16 protein-coding genes are annotated in these 15,231 nt (G+C 51.5%); 3 read left to right on the top strand and 13 right to left on the bottom strand.

The window, feature by feature from the left end:
* Nucleotides 1-6: 6 nt before the first annotated feature.
* From PBA01S_RS00790 to PBA01S_RS00820, 7 genes are all read right to left on the bottom strand, one after another.
* Nucleotides 7-1,347 carry a nucleotide sugar dehydrogenase gene (locus PBA01S_RS00790; protein WP_036645319.1) on the bottom strand — a complete coding sequence of 447 codons (1,341 nt, stop codon included), beginning with the start codon at nucleotides 1,345-1,347 and terminating at the stop codon, nucleotides 7-9.
* Between the two features lie 66 nt (nucleotides 1,348-1,413).
* The gene (locus PBA01S_RS00795; protein ID WP_028538296.1) at nucleotides 1,414-2,223 is read right to left on the bottom strand and encodes a response regulator transcription factor; all 810 of its coding nucleotides are present in this window, start codon (nucleotides 2,221-2,223) and stop codon (nucleotides 1,414-1,416) included.
* A 132-nt stretch (nucleotides 2,224-2,355) separates the two neighbouring features.
* Nucleotides 2,356-3,753, bottom strand: a complete 1,398-nt coding sequence (locus PBA01S_RS00800) for a glycosyltransferase family 2 protein (RefSeq protein ID WP_036624697.1) — start codon at nucleotides 3,751-3,753, stop codon at nucleotides 2,356-2,358.
* A 43-nt stretch (nucleotides 3,754-3,796) separates the two neighbouring features.
* Nucleotides 3,797-4,552: a hypothetical protein gene (locus PBA01S_RS00805; protein ID WP_127575100.1), complete on the bottom strand. Its 756-nt coding sequence runs from the start codon at nucleotides 4,550-4,552 to the stop codon at nucleotides 3,797-3,799.
* Nucleotides 4,553-4,578: 26 nt separating this feature from the next.
* Nucleotides 4,579-6,810 (bottom strand): hypothetical protein, encoded by a 2,232-nt coding sequence (locus PBA01S_RS00810; RefSeq protein WP_127575101.1) that lies wholly within the window; start codon nucleotides 6,808-6,810, stop codon nucleotides 4,579-4,581.
* A 922-nt stretch (nucleotides 6,811-7,732) separates the two neighbouring features.
* Nucleotides 7,733-8,530 (bottom strand): arsenite methyltransferase, encoded by a 798-nt coding sequence (locus PBA01S_RS00815; protein ID WP_127575102.1) that lies wholly within the window; start codon nucleotides 8,528-8,530, stop codon nucleotides 7,733-7,735.
* Between the two features lie 71 nt (nucleotides 8,531-8,601).
* A complete protein-coding gene (locus PBA01S_RS00820; protein ID WP_127575115.1) occupies nucleotides 8,602-9,048 on the bottom strand; it encodes a MarR family winged helix-turn-helix transcriptional regulator in 447 nt (148 codons plus the stop codon).
* Between the two features lie 185 nt (nucleotides 9,049-9,233).
* Between PBA01S_RS00820 and PBA01S_RS00825 the strand changes: the two genes are divergently transcribed.
* Genes PBA01S_RS00825 through arsC form a run of 3 tightly spaced genes read left to right on the top strand, consistent with a single transcriptional unit; the run spans nucleotide 9,234 to nucleotide 11,078 of the window.
* On the top strand, nucleotides 9,234-9,557 hold the full coding sequence (locus PBA01S_RS00825) for an ArsR/SmtB family transcription factor (RefSeq protein ID WP_016311641.1): 324 nt from the start codon (nucleotides 9,234-9,236) through the stop codon (nucleotides 9,555-9,557).
* 16 nt (nucleotides 9,558-9,573) lie between these two features.
* Nucleotides 9,574-10,629: an ACR3 family arsenite efflux transporter gene (arsB, locus tag PBA01S_RS00830; protein WP_016311640.1), complete on the top strand. Its 1,056-nt coding sequence runs from the start codon at nucleotides 9,574-9,576 to the stop codon at nucleotides 10,627-10,629.
* A gap of 20 nt (nucleotides 10,630-10,649) precedes the next feature.
* Complete coding sequence (arsC, locus tag PBA01S_RS00835) at nucleotides 10,650-11,078, top strand: arsenate reductase (thioredoxin) (RefSeq protein WP_016311639.1); 429 nt, start codon at nucleotides 10,650-10,652, stop codon at nucleotides 11,076-11,078.
* A 106-nt stretch (nucleotides 11,079-11,184) separates the two neighbouring features.
* Here the strand turns inward: arsC and PBA01S_RS00840 are convergent, their stop codons facing one another.
* From PBA01S_RS00840 to PBA01S_RS00865, 6 genes are all read right to left on the bottom strand, one after another.
* Complete coding sequence (locus tag PBA01S_RS00840; protein WP_016311638.1) at nucleotides 11,185-11,520, bottom strand: YolD-like family protein; 336 nt, start codon at nucleotides 11,518-11,520, stop codon at nucleotides 11,185-11,187.
* Nucleotides 11,517-12,761, bottom strand: a complete 1,245-nt coding sequence (locus PBA01S_RS00845) for a DNA polymerase IV (RefSeq protein WP_127575103.1) — start codon at nucleotides 12,759-12,761, stop codon at nucleotides 11,517-11,519. Before PBA01S_RS00845 ends, PBA01S_RS00840 begins: the two co-directional genes overlap by 4 nt.
* Nucleotides 12,758-13,147: a YhjD family protein gene (locus PBA01S_RS00850; protein WP_255315258.1), complete on the bottom strand. Its 390-nt coding sequence runs from the start codon at nucleotides 13,145-13,147 to the stop codon at nucleotides 12,758-12,760. Before PBA01S_RS00850 ends, PBA01S_RS00845 begins: the two co-directional genes overlap by 4 nt.
* Complete coding sequence (locus PBA01S_RS00855; RefSeq protein WP_016311635.1) at nucleotides 13,144-13,530, bottom strand: YhjD family protein; 387 nt, start codon at nucleotides 13,528-13,530, stop codon at nucleotides 13,144-13,146. The genes PBA01S_RS00850 and PBA01S_RS00855 overlap by 4 nt, the downstream gene beginning before the upstream one ends.
* Before the next feature lie 202 nt (nucleotides 13,531-13,732).
* Nucleotides 13,733-14,479: a type I methionyl aminopeptidase gene (map, locus tag PBA01S_RS00860; protein ID WP_085170456.1), complete on the bottom strand. Its 747-nt coding sequence runs from the start codon at nucleotides 14,477-14,479 to the stop codon at nucleotides 13,733-13,735.
* Entirely contained in the window at nucleotides 14,476-15,159 is a 684-nt protein-coding gene (locus tag PBA01S_RS00865; protein ID WP_085170455.1) for a TetR/AcrR family transcriptional regulator, read from the bottom strand. Before PBA01S_RS00865 ends, map begins: the two co-directional genes overlap by 4 nt.
* Between the last annotated feature and the right edge of the window lie 72 nt (nucleotides 15,160-15,231).

The raw sequence follows: 15,231 nt of genomic DNA on the forward strand, positions 1-15,231 counted from the left end.
GTATCCTTAACCTACGATCAACGCTGGGGACTCTTCCTGAACTTGTGCAACCGAGTGGCCGATCTTATACACATGCGGCAGCGGATAATCACGGAACGCATTGCGCGTGTCCACGATTGGCACGCCGAGGTGAGCGATGCCTTCATAATCGAAGTTGCTGTGATTCGTCACCAGGACGATGCAGTCGTAGGCTTTGAATCGATCAAGGTCGTATTCGACGCTGTGCACCACGCCGCCGGATTTTTCACGGAAGCTTGTCGCATACGGGTCGTAATAGTCCACCTTGGCGCCGCTGTCCTTAAACAGCTCGTATACGGACAATCCCGGCGATTCGCGCAGGTCGGCGATGTCTGGCTTGTACGCCATGCCAAGGATCAGGATGCGGGATTTTTTAATCGATTTGGCGTATTCATTCATGATTTTGGACGTTTTATTCACGACATAATAAGGCATGTTGTCGTTGGTCGACTGCGCCAGCTCGATGAATTGGCTGTAGAACCGGAAGCCCTTCGCTTTCCAGCTCAAATACATCGGATCCAGCGGGATGCAGTGACCGCCGATGCCTGGTCCCGGATAGAACGGCATAAAGCCAAACGGCTTGGTCTTCGCCGCGTCGATGACTTCCCAAATATCGATGCCCATGCGGTCGCACATCATAGCCATTTCATTCACAAAAGCGATATTCACGCTGCGGAACGTGTTCTCCAGCAGTTTGGACATTTCCGCCACTTTCGGCGAGGACACAGGAACAACCGTTTGGACATATTGGGAATACAGTGCCGTCCCCAAATCCAAGCAAGCCTTGGTAGTTCCTCCGATGACTTTCGGGGTGTTGTAAGTATTAAATTTCGGATTGGACGGATCGACCCGCTCCGGCGAGAAGCAGAGGAAGAAGTCCTCACCTACTGTATAGCCCAGCTTCTCCAGCTCGCGTTGAATCAGCTCTTCCGTCGTCCCCGGATAAGTTGTGCTTTCCAGCGTAATCAGCATGCCTTTTTTCATGTACCGCTTCAACTGATCCACCACGGTGACGATATAGGAGGTATCGGGATCCTGATTTTCGCTCAGCGGCGTCGGCACGCAGATGCTGACCGCGTTAATTTCGGACAGTACCGCGTAATCCGTGGTTGCCTGGAATCGCCCTGTGGCCATCACTTCGGCCAGCGTTTCGGACGGGATATCGTGAATATACGATTCTCCGCGGTGGATTTTCTCGATTTTTGATGTATCCAGATCGATGCCCACCACTCGGAATCCTTGCTTCACCATTTCCACTGCCAGCGGCAAGCCGACATAACCTAAACCCACTACGCCCAGTACGGCGGTTTTCGATTCAATCGCATTCATCAGCTTCTGGTAATGATTGTTCACAGGTTTCTACCTCCATTATGTTCTCTGTATTGGAATCAGATGTTATTGGATGCAACGGCGAATTCGCGCGTCGAGTTCAACCGGGGAGAACGGCTTGGTGATATAATCGTCTACCCCGTTTTGGAAGCATAAGCTGATCGTTTTCTCGACCCGCTGCTCCGTTAGCACAACGATTTTAGGCATCTGCTCGTTGCCGACCTTCTGAATTTGATGGATATACGGCAATCCATCGATCCCGTACAGGTTCAGCTCCGTCAGCACCAGATCCGGCTTCCAATCGGCAATCAAGTCCAGGGCGGTCAAGCCGTTATCGGCTGTCATCGTTTCATAGCCCTGCATATTCAGCCGGATTTGAAGGAATTCGCGTACCGCCGGATCCCCTTCCACGATTAGGACTCGGCTTTTGACAACCAGCATGTCAGCCTTGGTAAAAATATAAATATCATCGGAGTAATTCTGTTTGGCTTTTTCCTCGATTTGACTCAGCACCTGCGGGGTAATCGCTGCCTGCGAAGTGAAGCTGGCCAGCGCCATCCGCGGACGGTAATCGGCAATGCGCTCCTGCAGCTGCTGCTTCAGGCGCAAGCCTTGATAGTGAACCGCATCCAGTGTCAGGCCTGGCAGCAGTACCGCCACGCTTCCTGGCTCATCCCCGCTCCATACATCAAACTGAAGTCCAGGTTCAGACTCCAAAATTCCCCGCACCTGGGATGCCACGTAAGAGGGGCCGCCTGCGGAATAAATGAATACCACCCCGTTTACCTCGCTGGCTGTTTCCCTCACGCGTTGCCCCATGCCGGCGTATAAGCCGGATTGTTCCGTTTGGTTATGCAGTGCTGTCAGGTTTGACATCATTCATTCCCGCCTTTCTTCTTTCGTAAGTTTATCCTTAAGTTTGGTTACTTCTTGGATCCAAGCCTTCCTTTGCCCTATCATCTCCTTTCCGGCAACCGCCGCAAAGCGGGGGAGGGAGCTCCCCGATCCCTAGGCTGACTTGGCCGGCTTGGCTGTTTTGGCAGCCGAATCTCCTTTGTCCTGCCAGCTTTGACGGGTCATCGTCCCCCAGGAGTTGTTATTGCGCATGAACTGGATATGTCCCTGGATGCGCCACAATCCCCCGAGCTGCGCGTAACCGAAAAACTTTAGCGCCGAGAACAACAACAGCTTGCACAAATCCGACAGCTTGTCGAAGCGTTTGAACGCCAGTTCCTCCAGTAAGAGCGCCCCGATACTGAGCACGTAACCGCTGAGGAAGTTGATCAGCCAGAAGATCGCAAGAATCCGCCAGTGCGTCATGTCCATCAGCGTGTACCCAATCAGGGCGAGCAACCCCGTGATTTTAAAATAAGGGTTCAGTGCTTCAAAAATAATGTTGTACGGCATCGTCAGAAGCCCCATCACCTTGTATCTCGGATTAAAGGCCATGTCGTAGTTCTCGATCATGTTCTTCAGGTTCCCGCGGCCCCAGCGCTTGCGCTGGTTCGACAGAATCCGGTACGTGTCCGGCGCTTGTGTCCAGCACACCGCTTCCGGACAGAAGGCGATACGGTACTTCAGCTTGTTCTCCAGCATGTACCGATGAAGTTTAATGATGATGTTCATATCCTCGCCGGGATACCCGCCGCGATAACCGCCGACGGCAATAACGTAATCCTTGCGGAACAGGCCAAACGCTCCCGAGACGATGATCAGCCCATTGATGGAGCTCCAGCCGATCCGGCCGCCGAGGAACGCCTTCAAGTATTCCGTGGCCTGGAACATCGGCCAGATTTTGCGAGGCAGCGAAACCTCTTTCACTGCCCCGTTCTCAATCACGCAGCCGTTGGCAATCCGCACGTCGCCGCCGATGGCCACCGTTTCCTCCGGATTTTCCATATACATCCGGGCCATCCGGATCAACGCGTCCTTCTCCAGCAACGAGTCGGCATCAATCGAAGAAATGAGCGGATAATGCGCCAGGTTGATGCCGGCATTCAGCGAATCGGCTTTACCGCCGTTCGGTTTGTCGATGACGTACAGATGCGGGTACTTCGGATTGTGGTACACCGCCGTAATCGGCTGACAGTCGATCGTGTGACGAACGTCTGGATTCTCTAGCGGCATCAGCTCAAATTCTTCCCGCAGCACGCCCAGCGTGTTGTCCTTCGATCCGTCGTTAATAACGATAACTTCATAAGTCGGATAGTTCAGGGTCATCAAGCATTTCACGTTCTCAATAACCGTGAGTTCCTCATTAAAGGCAGGCACCAGCAGCGAGACCGGCGGTACCAGTTCAGAACCGGACAGCGTGTTGTATTTCGAATAGGCCGCCCGGCGGAAGATCGTCAAAATTTGGCGGAACGAGAACGTCATAATCGAAAAATAAATCAAGTTAACCGACATGACGTAATACGTCGCAAACAGACCATAAATCAGCAAAATATCTCTAAGCAGTGGTCTCCCTCCTCTCAAGCGCAAACGCATAACGCCCCAGCGCCGGGACTTGCCCCGGCATTTCTTGGCCGCGCATCGCAGCCATCGCCACCTTCACCAGATCCGGATTGTCTTCCTTCATCAACTGAAGCAGAAGCCGGCTGGTGTCAAGCCGCGTCTCCATCAGAATGTCAGCGGCGAGATGGTGAATCGGTTTGCCATGACGCAACAGATAGACCAGCATATCTCTGAGCTGCTGCTCATGCTCCGCGCTCTTGGCAATTGAGCGGGCAATGACGATGCTCAGCGGGCTGTATTTCTGATCCTTCAGCATCGTGAGCAGCCGCGGCACCGCCTCCACCGCCCGCATCCCGCCAAGCCGGTAGGCGGCGGCGATCCGCCGGCCGTAGAACAAGCTGTCGAGCAGCTTCAGGTCCTGCTGGACAAAGCCAGCGTTGTAACATAATGCGATCAGCTTCTGCTGCAGATCGCCCTTAAATTGTTCGATCCATTCGGTTACCCGCTGTTGGATCACCCGCCGTTCCAGCTCAGTCAGCTTGCCCGGCGGCAGCGGAAGCTCCTCAGCATCGCCCAAATGAGCCTGAAGGAACATGAAATAGTCTTGGTGCTTCTGCAAGTATTCCTTCGTTTTACGCTGAATGCGCAAATGCCGGATCTTTAAGTAAAACAAGAGCAGTATGCCTATGCCGATCAGCCCCAGGCATACATAAATAAAGGCAATTGCCAGGCCAAGATGCTGACCCGCCATCTTCATTTCCTCCTCTCGGCGCCTGGTTATTCTCCCGTGGTCCTGCGATCTGGCAAGGTGCGGTAGAACGCCTGCAAGGCGTAATAACCGGACTTAAGCCGTTCGGTGTACTGCACGGTTTCCCAAGGCTGCCATACGTATTTGGGGAACGTGTCCAAAGCAACGTTCTCCCCGCTGTCACCGTGATCTGTCCCCGATTCACTTCGCTCCTCAATCCAAGGCACGAAGGTGATGCCGTCGGTCTCGGTCGTCGAGAAGGCGAGGTCCTCCTTCAAAGGCCGGTAGTCGATGACCTGGCGCGAGCTGGGATCAGCGAAGCCCAGCAACATCCAAGGAATGCGCAGTTCTACCTCATTGCCGCTGTACTGCCACGAAGCGAGAGAGTTGAAATCATCGCTTCCCGTGTCGGTTGTGCCGCGAATCAGCTGCCCAACGGTCATGTCCTGAAACGGATGGGCCGATCGGGTATCCGGAGGTTTCATGGTCAAGCTGACCGCCAGCTTCCAAGGTTGAAACTGCACGGTTTGCTCCTCGGTAGGATCGTCCAGCATCCAATAACCGTACCGCCCGTAGAGACGGCGGTGGAAATCGTAGCTTGGCGCCACCCGCACCTCAGTCTCCTCATCGCTTCCGATATTCACGATCGCTTCGAGGCCGTCGTCTAACCGCAGCCTTGGCATCTCCGTCACCGGTTGGTTGCCGCCAGGCTGTGTGTTTGCACCGAGGCGGATGAGCCGCTTCGCAGGGTCGAACGGCTCGCTGAGCCGCAGCCCGACATACACATAAGCTTCGTCATGGGTCACCTGCAGCCGGTCGATGCCAGATGCTGGTTGATCCCAGGCTTGGACCTCTCCCTCCGGCAGGTTGTCCCAATCGTCCAGCTTGCCGTCGATGATGAGATCGTCTTCTTTTCCGGGACCCATGGACAACAGGCCAAATTGTTTTTCGTTCGTAAGCACATTCAGCCAAAAGGCGCGTCGATCCTCCGGGATCTCAAAGCGCATCGTATTCCACGTCTTCTTAAACCATTCATCCTGCCACATGAACAAGATCGCGCCGGCATATCCGGTATCGTAAATATCCTTCGTCAAAGAGACGTTGATTTCACCTTGCTCTTGTTCGTTGTGCCCCCCTTGGTTCCGTCCCCCTCGGCCGAGGTGGGAGACGCCCAGCGAAGACGGGACGCCATATTCGGTAATCATAACCGGAATGTCCTTATAGTAAGCTTTGAGCTCCTGTAAGTAAGCTTTATAGGTGTTGTAATCCCCATTTCCGTCCGGAATCGTCTCGAGCGTCTTATCCAGATGGAAAAAGTCGGGATAGTACGGATACGCGTGATAAGCAGCGAAGTATCCTGCTTCCCATTTCACCGGCCGAATATGGGTGGCATCCACACTGGCCAGATCCTCCTCGAACAACGGTTCACCAGGATGCTCCAGCACATCCGTGGTCACCCAATTCGTAAACGTGATCGGATGCTCCCAACCGTAAGCCCGCTCCTTCTGAGCCGTGTCGTCCACCAGCTCCGCGAGCCAGCTCTCAAACGGGGTTGCTTCCTCGGTCGCCGCAAAATACTGTCCTTGATACGGCGTAACATCCGCGTGCTTGCGGTTCGTATTATCCACCATTTCCGGGTCCCATTCGGTGCCGATATGCCAAGCCATGAGATAAGGAGCGGCGTTGGCGGTATATTTGCCGCCCGATGTTCCCGGCTGCTTGGACACCTTCAAATCGCCGTATACAGCTTTGACCGCTTTTTCAATTTCCTTGTGAAAGGCATCCTTGATCCCCGGAATATAAGCGTCCTGCTGCTCAATGAGCTGCTCTTCCGGCGACCAGATCCCTTGAATGAAATAGAGGGGATCCTTCCCTTTGTCCCGGTTGTATTTGACGAGCGCCTTGTAGAACACCGGGTTATGCACCGTATAAATACGAATGACGTTTGCGCCCATATCGTCAATTTGTTGGAACCAGCGTAAGTAGTCGTCTTCCGTGATCGGAAATTCCCCAGGAAAATGTCCCGGCACCGTCGCCCCCAGGTTGACGCCTTTGACGAACAGCTCCTCCCAGCGGCTCTCGCCGTCATAGGCGAGAAATTTGTCCCCTTTGGTGCGGAACTTCAGCTCGGTTCCGTCCTCTGCCGCATAGCTGTAATGGGGCGGCGGCCAGTTTAATACGACCAGCACCACGCAGCCTGCGATCAAGAGGCCTGCCAGAACGAGCCCGATCGCTAATCGTTTCTTCGCTAATGTCGTCATCGGATTTACCTCTTAGTTCACCTCGCTGTTCTTCTTCTCGTGCACGTTCCGTTTAAGATCGATGCCCCTGCTGTGTCTGGCCTCCGATGAGCAAGCAAGGGCAGCAACCTTACGTACGGCCGCTTTTCTATGCAGCTATGCAGGTGATGATGCAGTATGGCCGATTCGCACCTCCGCTTCTCAAAATCACTTTTAATCATGAACCAACCGGACCTGTCGTGTAACTAGGCTGTTGGGAGTGTTTTACAGTTGGGCCTGTTTTCCGGGGGGATACGGATTTTCGGCACCCTTGTCCGGTTGGTTCATTTCGTGATAATAGACGTGCGAAATTCATCTAGGTTTCGCTCAATTTTTACACCCTTTTCCATAATGGTTACAAAATTGATACCAAAGTCTTGTCCGAAAATCGCATCATTCTGCGGTTTTTCGCGATTTGCTTCCGTTACAGCCCCTCACAAAAAAAGCTTCCCAGGTCCCAGCTTGGGACTATCGTTTTTTCAGCATCTTGGAATACGTTTTTGCGTCATGCCATCCTGCCTTGATCGGCGACTTCCTTCCTAAAAAATGACGTTTTCCCGCCCACTCACTCCAGATCCCAGCTCATCCATTTTTCACCTTCCGTTAACAAAAAAAGCTCCCGATCCGCCAGCGGCAGATCAGCAGCTTCATTGGTTTTACTTTAGCTTTGCACAAATTTACTCGTCGTTAATCCGGCGAATCGATGTCGGCTCCAATAATATCCGCAAACGCAATCCCTTCTGGTCCAGACTCGGTCTGAAGGCGCGCCCGTCGTGCCCCGGGATCGACTCTCGGCACAGTTCCTAGGACCTCTCGTCCTTGCCATTCCCCATAGAGACGTTAGGGGAACCGACCTTCCGGTTCACAGCGAGTGCCCGAGAATGCGCGGCCGGAATCGATGAACCTAGGGTCTGACTGCTTTGATGACGGCAGAAACAATGTAGTCTTCTACCTTCGAACCAGGGACCCAATCTTTAATAAACGCTCTAGATTCCTCTTTCGGCTCGACTACGATATCCTTAAATCCGCTTTGCTTAAGCATCGCTTTGAGTTCCTCAACCGATGAAGCCCCAGATACGCACCCCGAATACAAAACATCCAAGTCGTTTTTGATTTCCGTCGGAAGCTCTGCCGTCGTAACGACATCGGAAATGGCTAGACGCCCGCCGGAGCGTAAGACACGGAATGCCTCATCAAAGACTTGTTGTTTATCCGGCGAGAGATTGATGACGCAGTTAGATATGATCACATCCACCGTTTGATCCGCAACCGGTAAATGCTCAATCTCCCCTAGCCGAAAATCCGTATTCGCGAACCCGCCTTTGACAGCGTTGCCCCGAGCGCGGCTCACCATTTCAGGCGTCATATCGACCCCTATCACATAACCGGTATCCCCAACCTGCCTTGATGCCAGAAAACAATCGAAACCGCCGCCGCTTCCGAGATCCAATACGACTTCCCCCGGTTTCAGCTCTGCTATTGCCTGTGGATTGCCGCATCCTAGGCCTAGGTTCGCGCCAGTTGGAACAGCCGCTAGTTCTTCAGTCGAATAACCCAACTGCGAAGAGACGTCATTGACCGTACCGCAGCAGCTTGATTCTGACGAGCAGCACGAGTTGGACTCCTCCGCCCCTTGCAAAGCAATTTCTTTGTACCGGCTGCGTACATTTTGGCGAATTTGATCGTTCTTGACTTGATTCATGAATCCTCTCTCCTTTACTTTTATATTCGTAATTATTTGCAATTTGCAAATATTATGAAAAAAGATCGCCCTTAATAAGGGGCTGAACAACATTGGCTGGATTTCGCCATCGCTTCGTTTAATAGTTTGATCGAGCGGATGACGGTCTCTTTTTCAAAATCGTTCATGTGCGAGAAGATTTCGTTGAAATAATCTTTCATTTGCTGGTCAATCGCCCCCGCAACATACTTGCCTTCCGTCGTTAAGGAAAGAAGATGCACCCTGCGGTCGTTTGGATCGGGCGTTTTCTTGACTAAATTCATCTTAATTAACGATTGAACCTGTCTGCTAAATGTCGTGATATCGGTCCCTAATGTCTCTGCTACTTGCTGAATAGAAGGCTTGTGCTGACGATCAATTTCATAAAGGATATGGCTTTGAATGACGGAGATGTCACAGCCACCCGCAGAACAGCAGTTTTTATTCAGAAAGCCAAAGCGACGAGTCATGATTTGAAATAATTCACGTACATTTTCCACATTTTCCACGGTGCCTCACCTCTCATGAAACAGTTATACCGCATTTATTTGCAATTTGCAAGTATTAACTTTACCTTTATCTCAGGAAATGGGTTATGAGGAGGGCGTAAATTTCGGTATTGACTTTTTTTAATACAAATAACAATATGGTTATATGGTTTTAATATGGGGTGATAATCATGACAATGGAATTTGAAAAGATAGCGGATATTCTGAAAGCTCTAGCCGATCCGACAAGGTTGAAAATCCTCTCTTTGCTCCGTATTCGCGATTGCTGCGTGTGTGAACTGGTTCCCATCTTTAACATTTCCCAGCCAGCCATTTCTAAACATGTAAGCCGTCTAAAAACGGCTGAATTGGTCCGCGAAACGCGAAAGGGGCAATGGGTGTTCTATTCGATCAACGAGAAGCGGTTAGAGGAAATTGGTTATGCTCTGTCCCATTTGCCTGATCTGTCCGAGGAGCTGCGGAAATTGGAGCAACGAGGAATGACAGTTACATGCGAGTAAAGGGAGTGTACAGTAATTGAGTAAACAAAAGAAAAAGCGACTCTCATTTCTGGATCGCTATTTGACGTTATGGATTTTTATTGCGATGGCGATAGGAATTGGCTTGGGTTACGTATTTCCTAACTTTGTCGCCGGTTTGAATGAATTTCAAGTTGGAACCACGTCGATACCGATTGCACTTGGCCTTATTTTAATGATGTATCCGCCGCTGGCGAAAGTACGATACGAAGAAATCGGCCGTGTCTTTCGAAATGGCAAAGTGTTATCCATTTCATTGATTCAAAATTGGCTTATCGGCCCGATCTTAATGTTTTTCTTGGCTATAATTTTTCTCCAAGGTTATCCAGAATATATGGTCGGCCTGATCATGATCGGTTTAGCCCGCTGTATTGCAATGGTTATCGTCTGGAATGATTTGTGCAGAGGGGATGCCGAGTACGCGGCGGGACTCGTTGCTTTCAACTCGATCTTTCAAGTTTTGTTTTACTCCGTCTACACCTATATCTTTGTTACGATTTTGCCGGGATGGTTCGGGTTGGAGGGCGTCGTTGTTGATATTACGATGGTCGAAGTCGCCAAGAGCGTGTTTATTTATTTAGGGATACCGTTTGTAGCCGGAATGATTACTCGCTATTCGCTTGTAAAAGCAAAAGGGCGATCCTGGTACGAAACGGTCTTTATTCCAAAAATCAGTCCCATCACACTTATCGCATTGCTGTTTACGATTATCGTCATGTTCTCACTGAAAGGCGAGATGATCATCCAATTGCCTTCGGATGTCGTGAGGATCGCGATTCCGCTATTAATTTATTTTGTCGTTATGTTCCTGATTTCGTTCTTCATGGGCAAAAAAGCCGGAGCTGACTATCCAGTGACTTCTACACTGGCATTTACCGCCTCGGGAAATAATTTTGAGTTGGCAATCGCTGTTGCCGTTGGGGTCTTTGGAATTCATTCCGGCGCTGCATTTGCGGCCGTGATCGGACCTCTTGTAGAAGTCCCTGTGATGATTGCGTTGGTCAACGTCGCGCTCCGATTTCAGCGAAAGTACTTTTCAAAGGAAGCTGCTTAACATAAACAGGAGGTATCATCATGTCAGATAACAAAAAACTCGTTTATTTTCTTTGCACAGGAAACTCTTGCCGCAGCCAAATGGCGGATGGTTGGTTGAAGGCGCTCGGTAATGATCGGTACGAAGTAAAAAGCGCCGGGTTGGAGGCACATGGGCTGAATCCGCGTGCCGTCCAGGTGATGAAGGAAGCTGGCGTCGATATTAGCGGTCATACATCGGATGTTATCGATCCGGAGATTTTGAATCGGGCTGACTATGTGATTACGTTATGCGGCCATGCAGACGAACATTGTCCGGTGATTTCGAATAAAAACGTCGTGAAGTGGCATTGGGGCTTCGATGATCCAGCCAAGGCAACCGGCACCGAGGAAGAAATCATAAGCCAATTTCGAGCAGTTCGGGACGCGATTAAGTCGCGTGTCGAAAAGTTTCTTGCTGAAGACTGCTAATCTGTCAACATTATCCTAACTTTGCATATTTCAATAAAAAGAGCTATCCCGGAAGCCGTCTACGACGACTTTTAAGGATAGCTCTTCAGGCATTCTTTATTTCATATCATTTCCACATACCATCAATAATGTCCGATAGCTTGATCCAACGAAAATCATTTCCATCAGTGATTCTGATGTTTTTTTGTTGCAGATCGATCTTCGTCACGACTCCGGTTATTTCCGCTCGATTCAATTCGCCAAATAATACTAAAGTGATCTCTTTCCTGAGCTGCATGGATTCAGCAATGAGCCTGGAGATCCGTTCCATCTCTTGATCATCTAATTGCGGCCGCGTGTTCTTTCTCAAATTCTGCTGGTGCATGAGATAAGCTTCCTTGTGCTCTGGAAGCATCATTCTTGACGATTCGAACAAGCCGTTTCCTTTCAGTTTTTTGCTCATTTATAATGTCCTCCAATTTTTTGTGCACGATCCCGCGCCTGGCCCGACGCTTTTAAAGAAGAGGCCCTCATAATCGCGGTGCTTCCGTATTTCTCCTTTATTCGGTCCGTGGTTCTTTCCAAGGCTAACTTAACTTCGCGGTTATTGAACAAAGTAAGCTGATATTCCTGGTCGCTTACTAACTGACTTAAAGTGACCCCAATTTTCCGAACAGGCAACCCATCCCAATGGCGTTTAAACAGTTTTTTCGCTGCGTCGAACACCTCATCCGTGAGGCTCGTCGGGTCGGGTAATTTCATTTGTCTGTAGAAGCCGGAAGGGTGATCAAAATCCGCCCCTTGGCATCCTACCGAGACCACCCAGCCCATATACCCTTTCGTTCGAGCTCGTTGACACACTAACTCCGACAGCTCTAACAAGGGAACCATGATGTCATCAAACTCCCAGTAATCGTAGGGAAGGGTCATTTGATGACCGATGGCTTTTTGCAAATCATGTGTACTTGGCGTTACCGGGGAATGATCCTTGCCGTTGGCAATGAGCCACAGAACTTCCCCATTCACTCCCCATTTGGCTCTTAATTTGGTCAGGGGAGTCTGGGCCAGCTGGCCAATGGTATATATCCCCATTCTCATTAAATGCCGGCGCATCCGGGAGCCCACCATAAACATCTGATGAATCGGCAACGGCCAAAGCATTTCTTGCACGTCTTTCACAGGCAAGTAAAAAATCCCTGTGGCATTCCGTTTGGCGAAATTATCGCAGGCCATTTTGGAGAGCACCTTATTTTCACTAATTCCAATGCGTACACGAACTCCCGTCTCCTTCATGACTTTATCCTGAATGCTCCGCGCAATGTTATCAGGACCGCCAAAAAGCTGTAAGCTTCCCGTGACATCCAAATACTGTTCATCGATGCTGTACGGCTCGACCAAGTCCGTGTAGGATTGATAAATTTCTGTAATTTGCAAGGATACCCTGATGTATTCCTCCATACGGGGACGAATGACCACAAGATCCGGGCATTTGGCAAGTGCCTCTCCCAGCCTCTCTGCCGTAGTGATCCCATATTGCTTGGCAAGGGGACACGCGGCGAGGATAATCCCGGAACGACGCGCGGGGTCTCCTGCAACCACAACAGGTTTGTCTGCATACTCGGGGTGGGCCGCTTTTTCAACACTTGCGTAAAAGGATTGACAATCCGCCAGCATGATGACTCGACTTTTGTTATCGCTTTTCATAGGCCGTCGCTCCTTAAGTCGACGTTAAGATACTTACTCAAATATTGATTAAGCTCCGCTTTCACCAAGCTCCAAAGCATGGAAAATCTATGTTGATAGCCCCTGCACAAATAGCGGGCCTCCATGCCCAATTCAGTACGTTGTTGCTCGAACACCTTGATCCCTCTGTCGCGCATTTGTTTCCGAACCGACGTCAAATCTGTAGTGATCACATCTTGGGCAGTGTGTAAGGCTCTTGCGTACACCACGTCCATCTTTAGCTTTACGGTCCCTAATGCTCTCATATCCCTTTCCAACACATCCAAGAGAAGAGGGAGTAGAATGTATTCTTTGACCAATTGAAGATCTTCTTCCGTCTCCAAGGGCGCTGGAGGGATACCTTTCATGAGGACATCCCCTCTTTCGTCCCATCGATCCCTAGATAGGCGCAAAGTCGACGGATCAGTTCCGCCTTCACCAATCCCCAGAGCATGGAGAACTCATACGTATACCCCCGGCATAAATAGCGGGCTTCAATCCCCAGGTTCGTCCGCCGCTCTTCGAATACCTTCAGTCCATGCTCACGCATGCCTTGGCGCACCCGGGCCAAATCCGCGGCTGCGGCGTTCTGCAGCAAGCGGATCAGCCCCTTGTATACCTGAGGCAGCTTCAACGAAGCGGATGCCAATGCGCGCTGGTCTCGTTCCAGCACATCAAGCAACAGAGGAAGCAGCACATATTGCTTGATCATCTCCGCTTCCTCCTGCGTTTGCCAGGGAATAGGGCTCATGCGTCTCCCTTCTTCATGCTGTCTGTCATATGCTCACCTTCTAATCAGAACGTCTGTTCCTATTATACTCATAATACGAACAAACATTCCCTTTCGCAACAGGTTTATGTTGGATAATTTGGCAGAGCGAAAGCATGCCAAAAAAGGCGGATCCCTTGTCCCTTCGGACTTTGGGCATCCGCCTTCCTTTCCTGCTTGCTGCTTATTGAGCTGTTAAAATCAGCGGTCCATCCGCCGTCAGCGCGATCGTATGCTCGAATTGGGCCGACAATTTGCCGTCCGCTGTACGCGCCGTCCAGCCGTCATCGTCGATCACGATGCGGAAAGTGCCTTCATTGATCATCGGCTCGATCGTAAACACCATGCCTTCCTTGAGCCGAATGCCCTTACCCGCTACGCCGACATGCTCGTAGTTGGGCTCCTCATGCAGGCTGCGTCCGATCCCGTGACCGAGCAGATCGCGTACGACGGAATAACCGTTCGCCTCCGCATGCTTCTGGATCGCCGAAGTCACATCGCCCAGCCGGTTGCCTGGAATCGCTTGGGCGATCCCCAGCTCCAGACATTCCTTCGTCACCCGCATCAGCTTTTCCGCCTCAGGACTCACCTGACCTACCGCATAACACCAGCACGAATCGCCAAACCAGCCGTCCGCCTCCGCAACGATGTCCAGCTTGAGCAGATCGCCGTTCTGCAGCGGCCGGTCCGAAGGGAACCCGTGGGCCACCACATCGTTCACCGATGCGCAGGTTTCGGCCGGGAACCCGTTGTACCCTTTCGTAAACTGCTTGCCGCCCAGCTTCGTAATATGCCGGACTACAAAATCATTAATTTCCTTTGTCGTGACCCCGGGTTGAATCATTTTGGCGACCTCCCGGTGACAATCCGCAACAATCTGATTCGCCCGTTTCATCTCTTCAATTTCCCGCGGCGATTTCAATATAATCATTCAGCTCTCACTCCTTCGAGGGTCTGTCGGGTTCGCTCCGACAGCCGATACAATAGCAGGCGCGCAATGTCTTCCGCTTCATGGTCCAGCGTGCCTTGGCGCAGCGGAGAGCCGGCGCAACCGGCCAGCGCAGCCAACAACCGTTCTGCCTGCCGGACGCCCTCTCCAACGGCTTCTTGTCCCGCCGATGCTGTGCTCGCAGTCGCAACGATCACACCGGACCCCGGCGGTCCCCCATGCTCCAGCACCGCGGCGAACGGCTGCAACACCTGACGGCGGAACGTCTCCGCCAGCGGCAGCGCCCGCGCTTCTGGAAGCAGCTGGAAGCCATCCGCCGCCAGCTTATACAACAGATAAACGCCGTGATCCTTGGCCCACAGCTTCAGCAGCCGGGTACCTGCCGCAACAAGGGAATCGGCGGCCGCTTCCTGCTCCTCCGTCCTCAGGTCGATCCATTCCCCAGCCCGGTCCATCGCCGTCCACAGCACGTCATGCAGCAGATCCCCTTTATTACTGTAATAGTGGTAGACCGTGCCGTAACCAAGCCCGGCCTTGGTCGCCACGTCCCGAATCTCTAACGTCAGGCCTTTCTCCAGAAACACATCGGCGGCCGCGACACGAATTTGAGCAAGCCGGCGCAGCCTGATCTCTTCATTTTGTTCCTTCGTACGCGGGGTCATCCGCCACAACCTCCTTTTATTTTTGACCTACTCTCATGTCAATATAAAACAAAACATGGAGATTGGCAAGCA

The organism is Paenibacillus barengoltzii NBRC 101215, from assembly GCF_004000745.1.
GTDB classification, from domain to species: Bacteria; Bacillota; Bacilli; order Paenibacillales; family Paenibacillaceae; genus Fontibacillus; species Fontibacillus barengoltzii.

Coding starts and splice junctions, on each gene's coding strand:
- PBA01S_RS00825 (WP_016311641.1), top strand. CDS start 9,234: ATGGAATTTGAAAAGATAGCGGATATTCTGAAAGCTCTAGCCGATCCG.
- PBA01S_RS00865 (WP_085170455.1), bottom strand. CDS start 15,159: ATGACCCCGCGTACGAAGGAACAAAATGAAGAGATCAGGCTGCGCCGG.
- map (WP_085170456.1), bottom strand. CDS start 14,479: ATGATTATATTGAAATCGCCGCGGGAAATTGAAGAGATGAAACGGGCG.
- PBA01S_RS00805 (WP_127575100.1), bottom strand. CDS start 4,552: ATGGCGGGTCAGCATCTTGGCCTGGCAATTGCCTTTATTTATGTATGC.
- PBA01S_RS00840 (WP_016311638.1), bottom strand. CDS start 11,520: ATGAGCAAAAAACTGAAAGGAAACGGCTTGTTCGAATCGTCAAGAATG.
- PBA01S_RS00850 (WP_255315258.1), bottom strand. CDS start 13,147: ATGAAAGGTATCCCTCCAGCGCCCTTGGAGACGGAAGAAGATCTTCAA.
- PBA01S_RS00810 (WP_127575101.1), bottom strand. CDS start 6,810: ATGACGACATTAGCGAAGAAACGATTAGCGATCGGGCTCGTTCTGGCA.
- PBA01S_RS00795 (WP_028538296.1), bottom strand. CDS start 2,223: ATGTCAAACCTGACAGCACTGCATAACCAAACGGAACAATCCGGCTTA.
- PBA01S_RS00790 (WP_036645319.1), bottom strand. CDS start 1,347: ATGAATGCGATTGAATCGAAAACCGCCGTACTGGGCGTAGTGGGTTTA.
- PBA01S_RS00800 (WP_036624697.1), bottom strand. CDS start 3,753: ATGTCGGTTAACTTGATTTATTTTTCGATTATGACGTTCTCGTTCCGC.
- PBA01S_RS00855 (WP_016311635.1), bottom strand. CDS start 13,530: ATGAGCCCTATTCCCTGGCAAACGCAGGAGGAAGCGGAGATGATCAAG.
- PBA01S_RS00815 (WP_127575102.1), bottom strand. CDS start 8,530: ATGAATCAAGTCAAGAACGATCAAATTCGCCAAAATGTACGCAGCCGG.
- PBA01S_RS00845 (WP_127575103.1), bottom strand. CDS start 12,761: ATGAAAAGCGATAACAAAAGTCGAGTCATCATGCTGGCGGATTGTCAA.
- arsC (WP_016311639.1), top strand. CDS start 10,650: ATGTCAGATAACAAAAAACTCGTTTATTTTCTTTGCACAGGAAACTCT.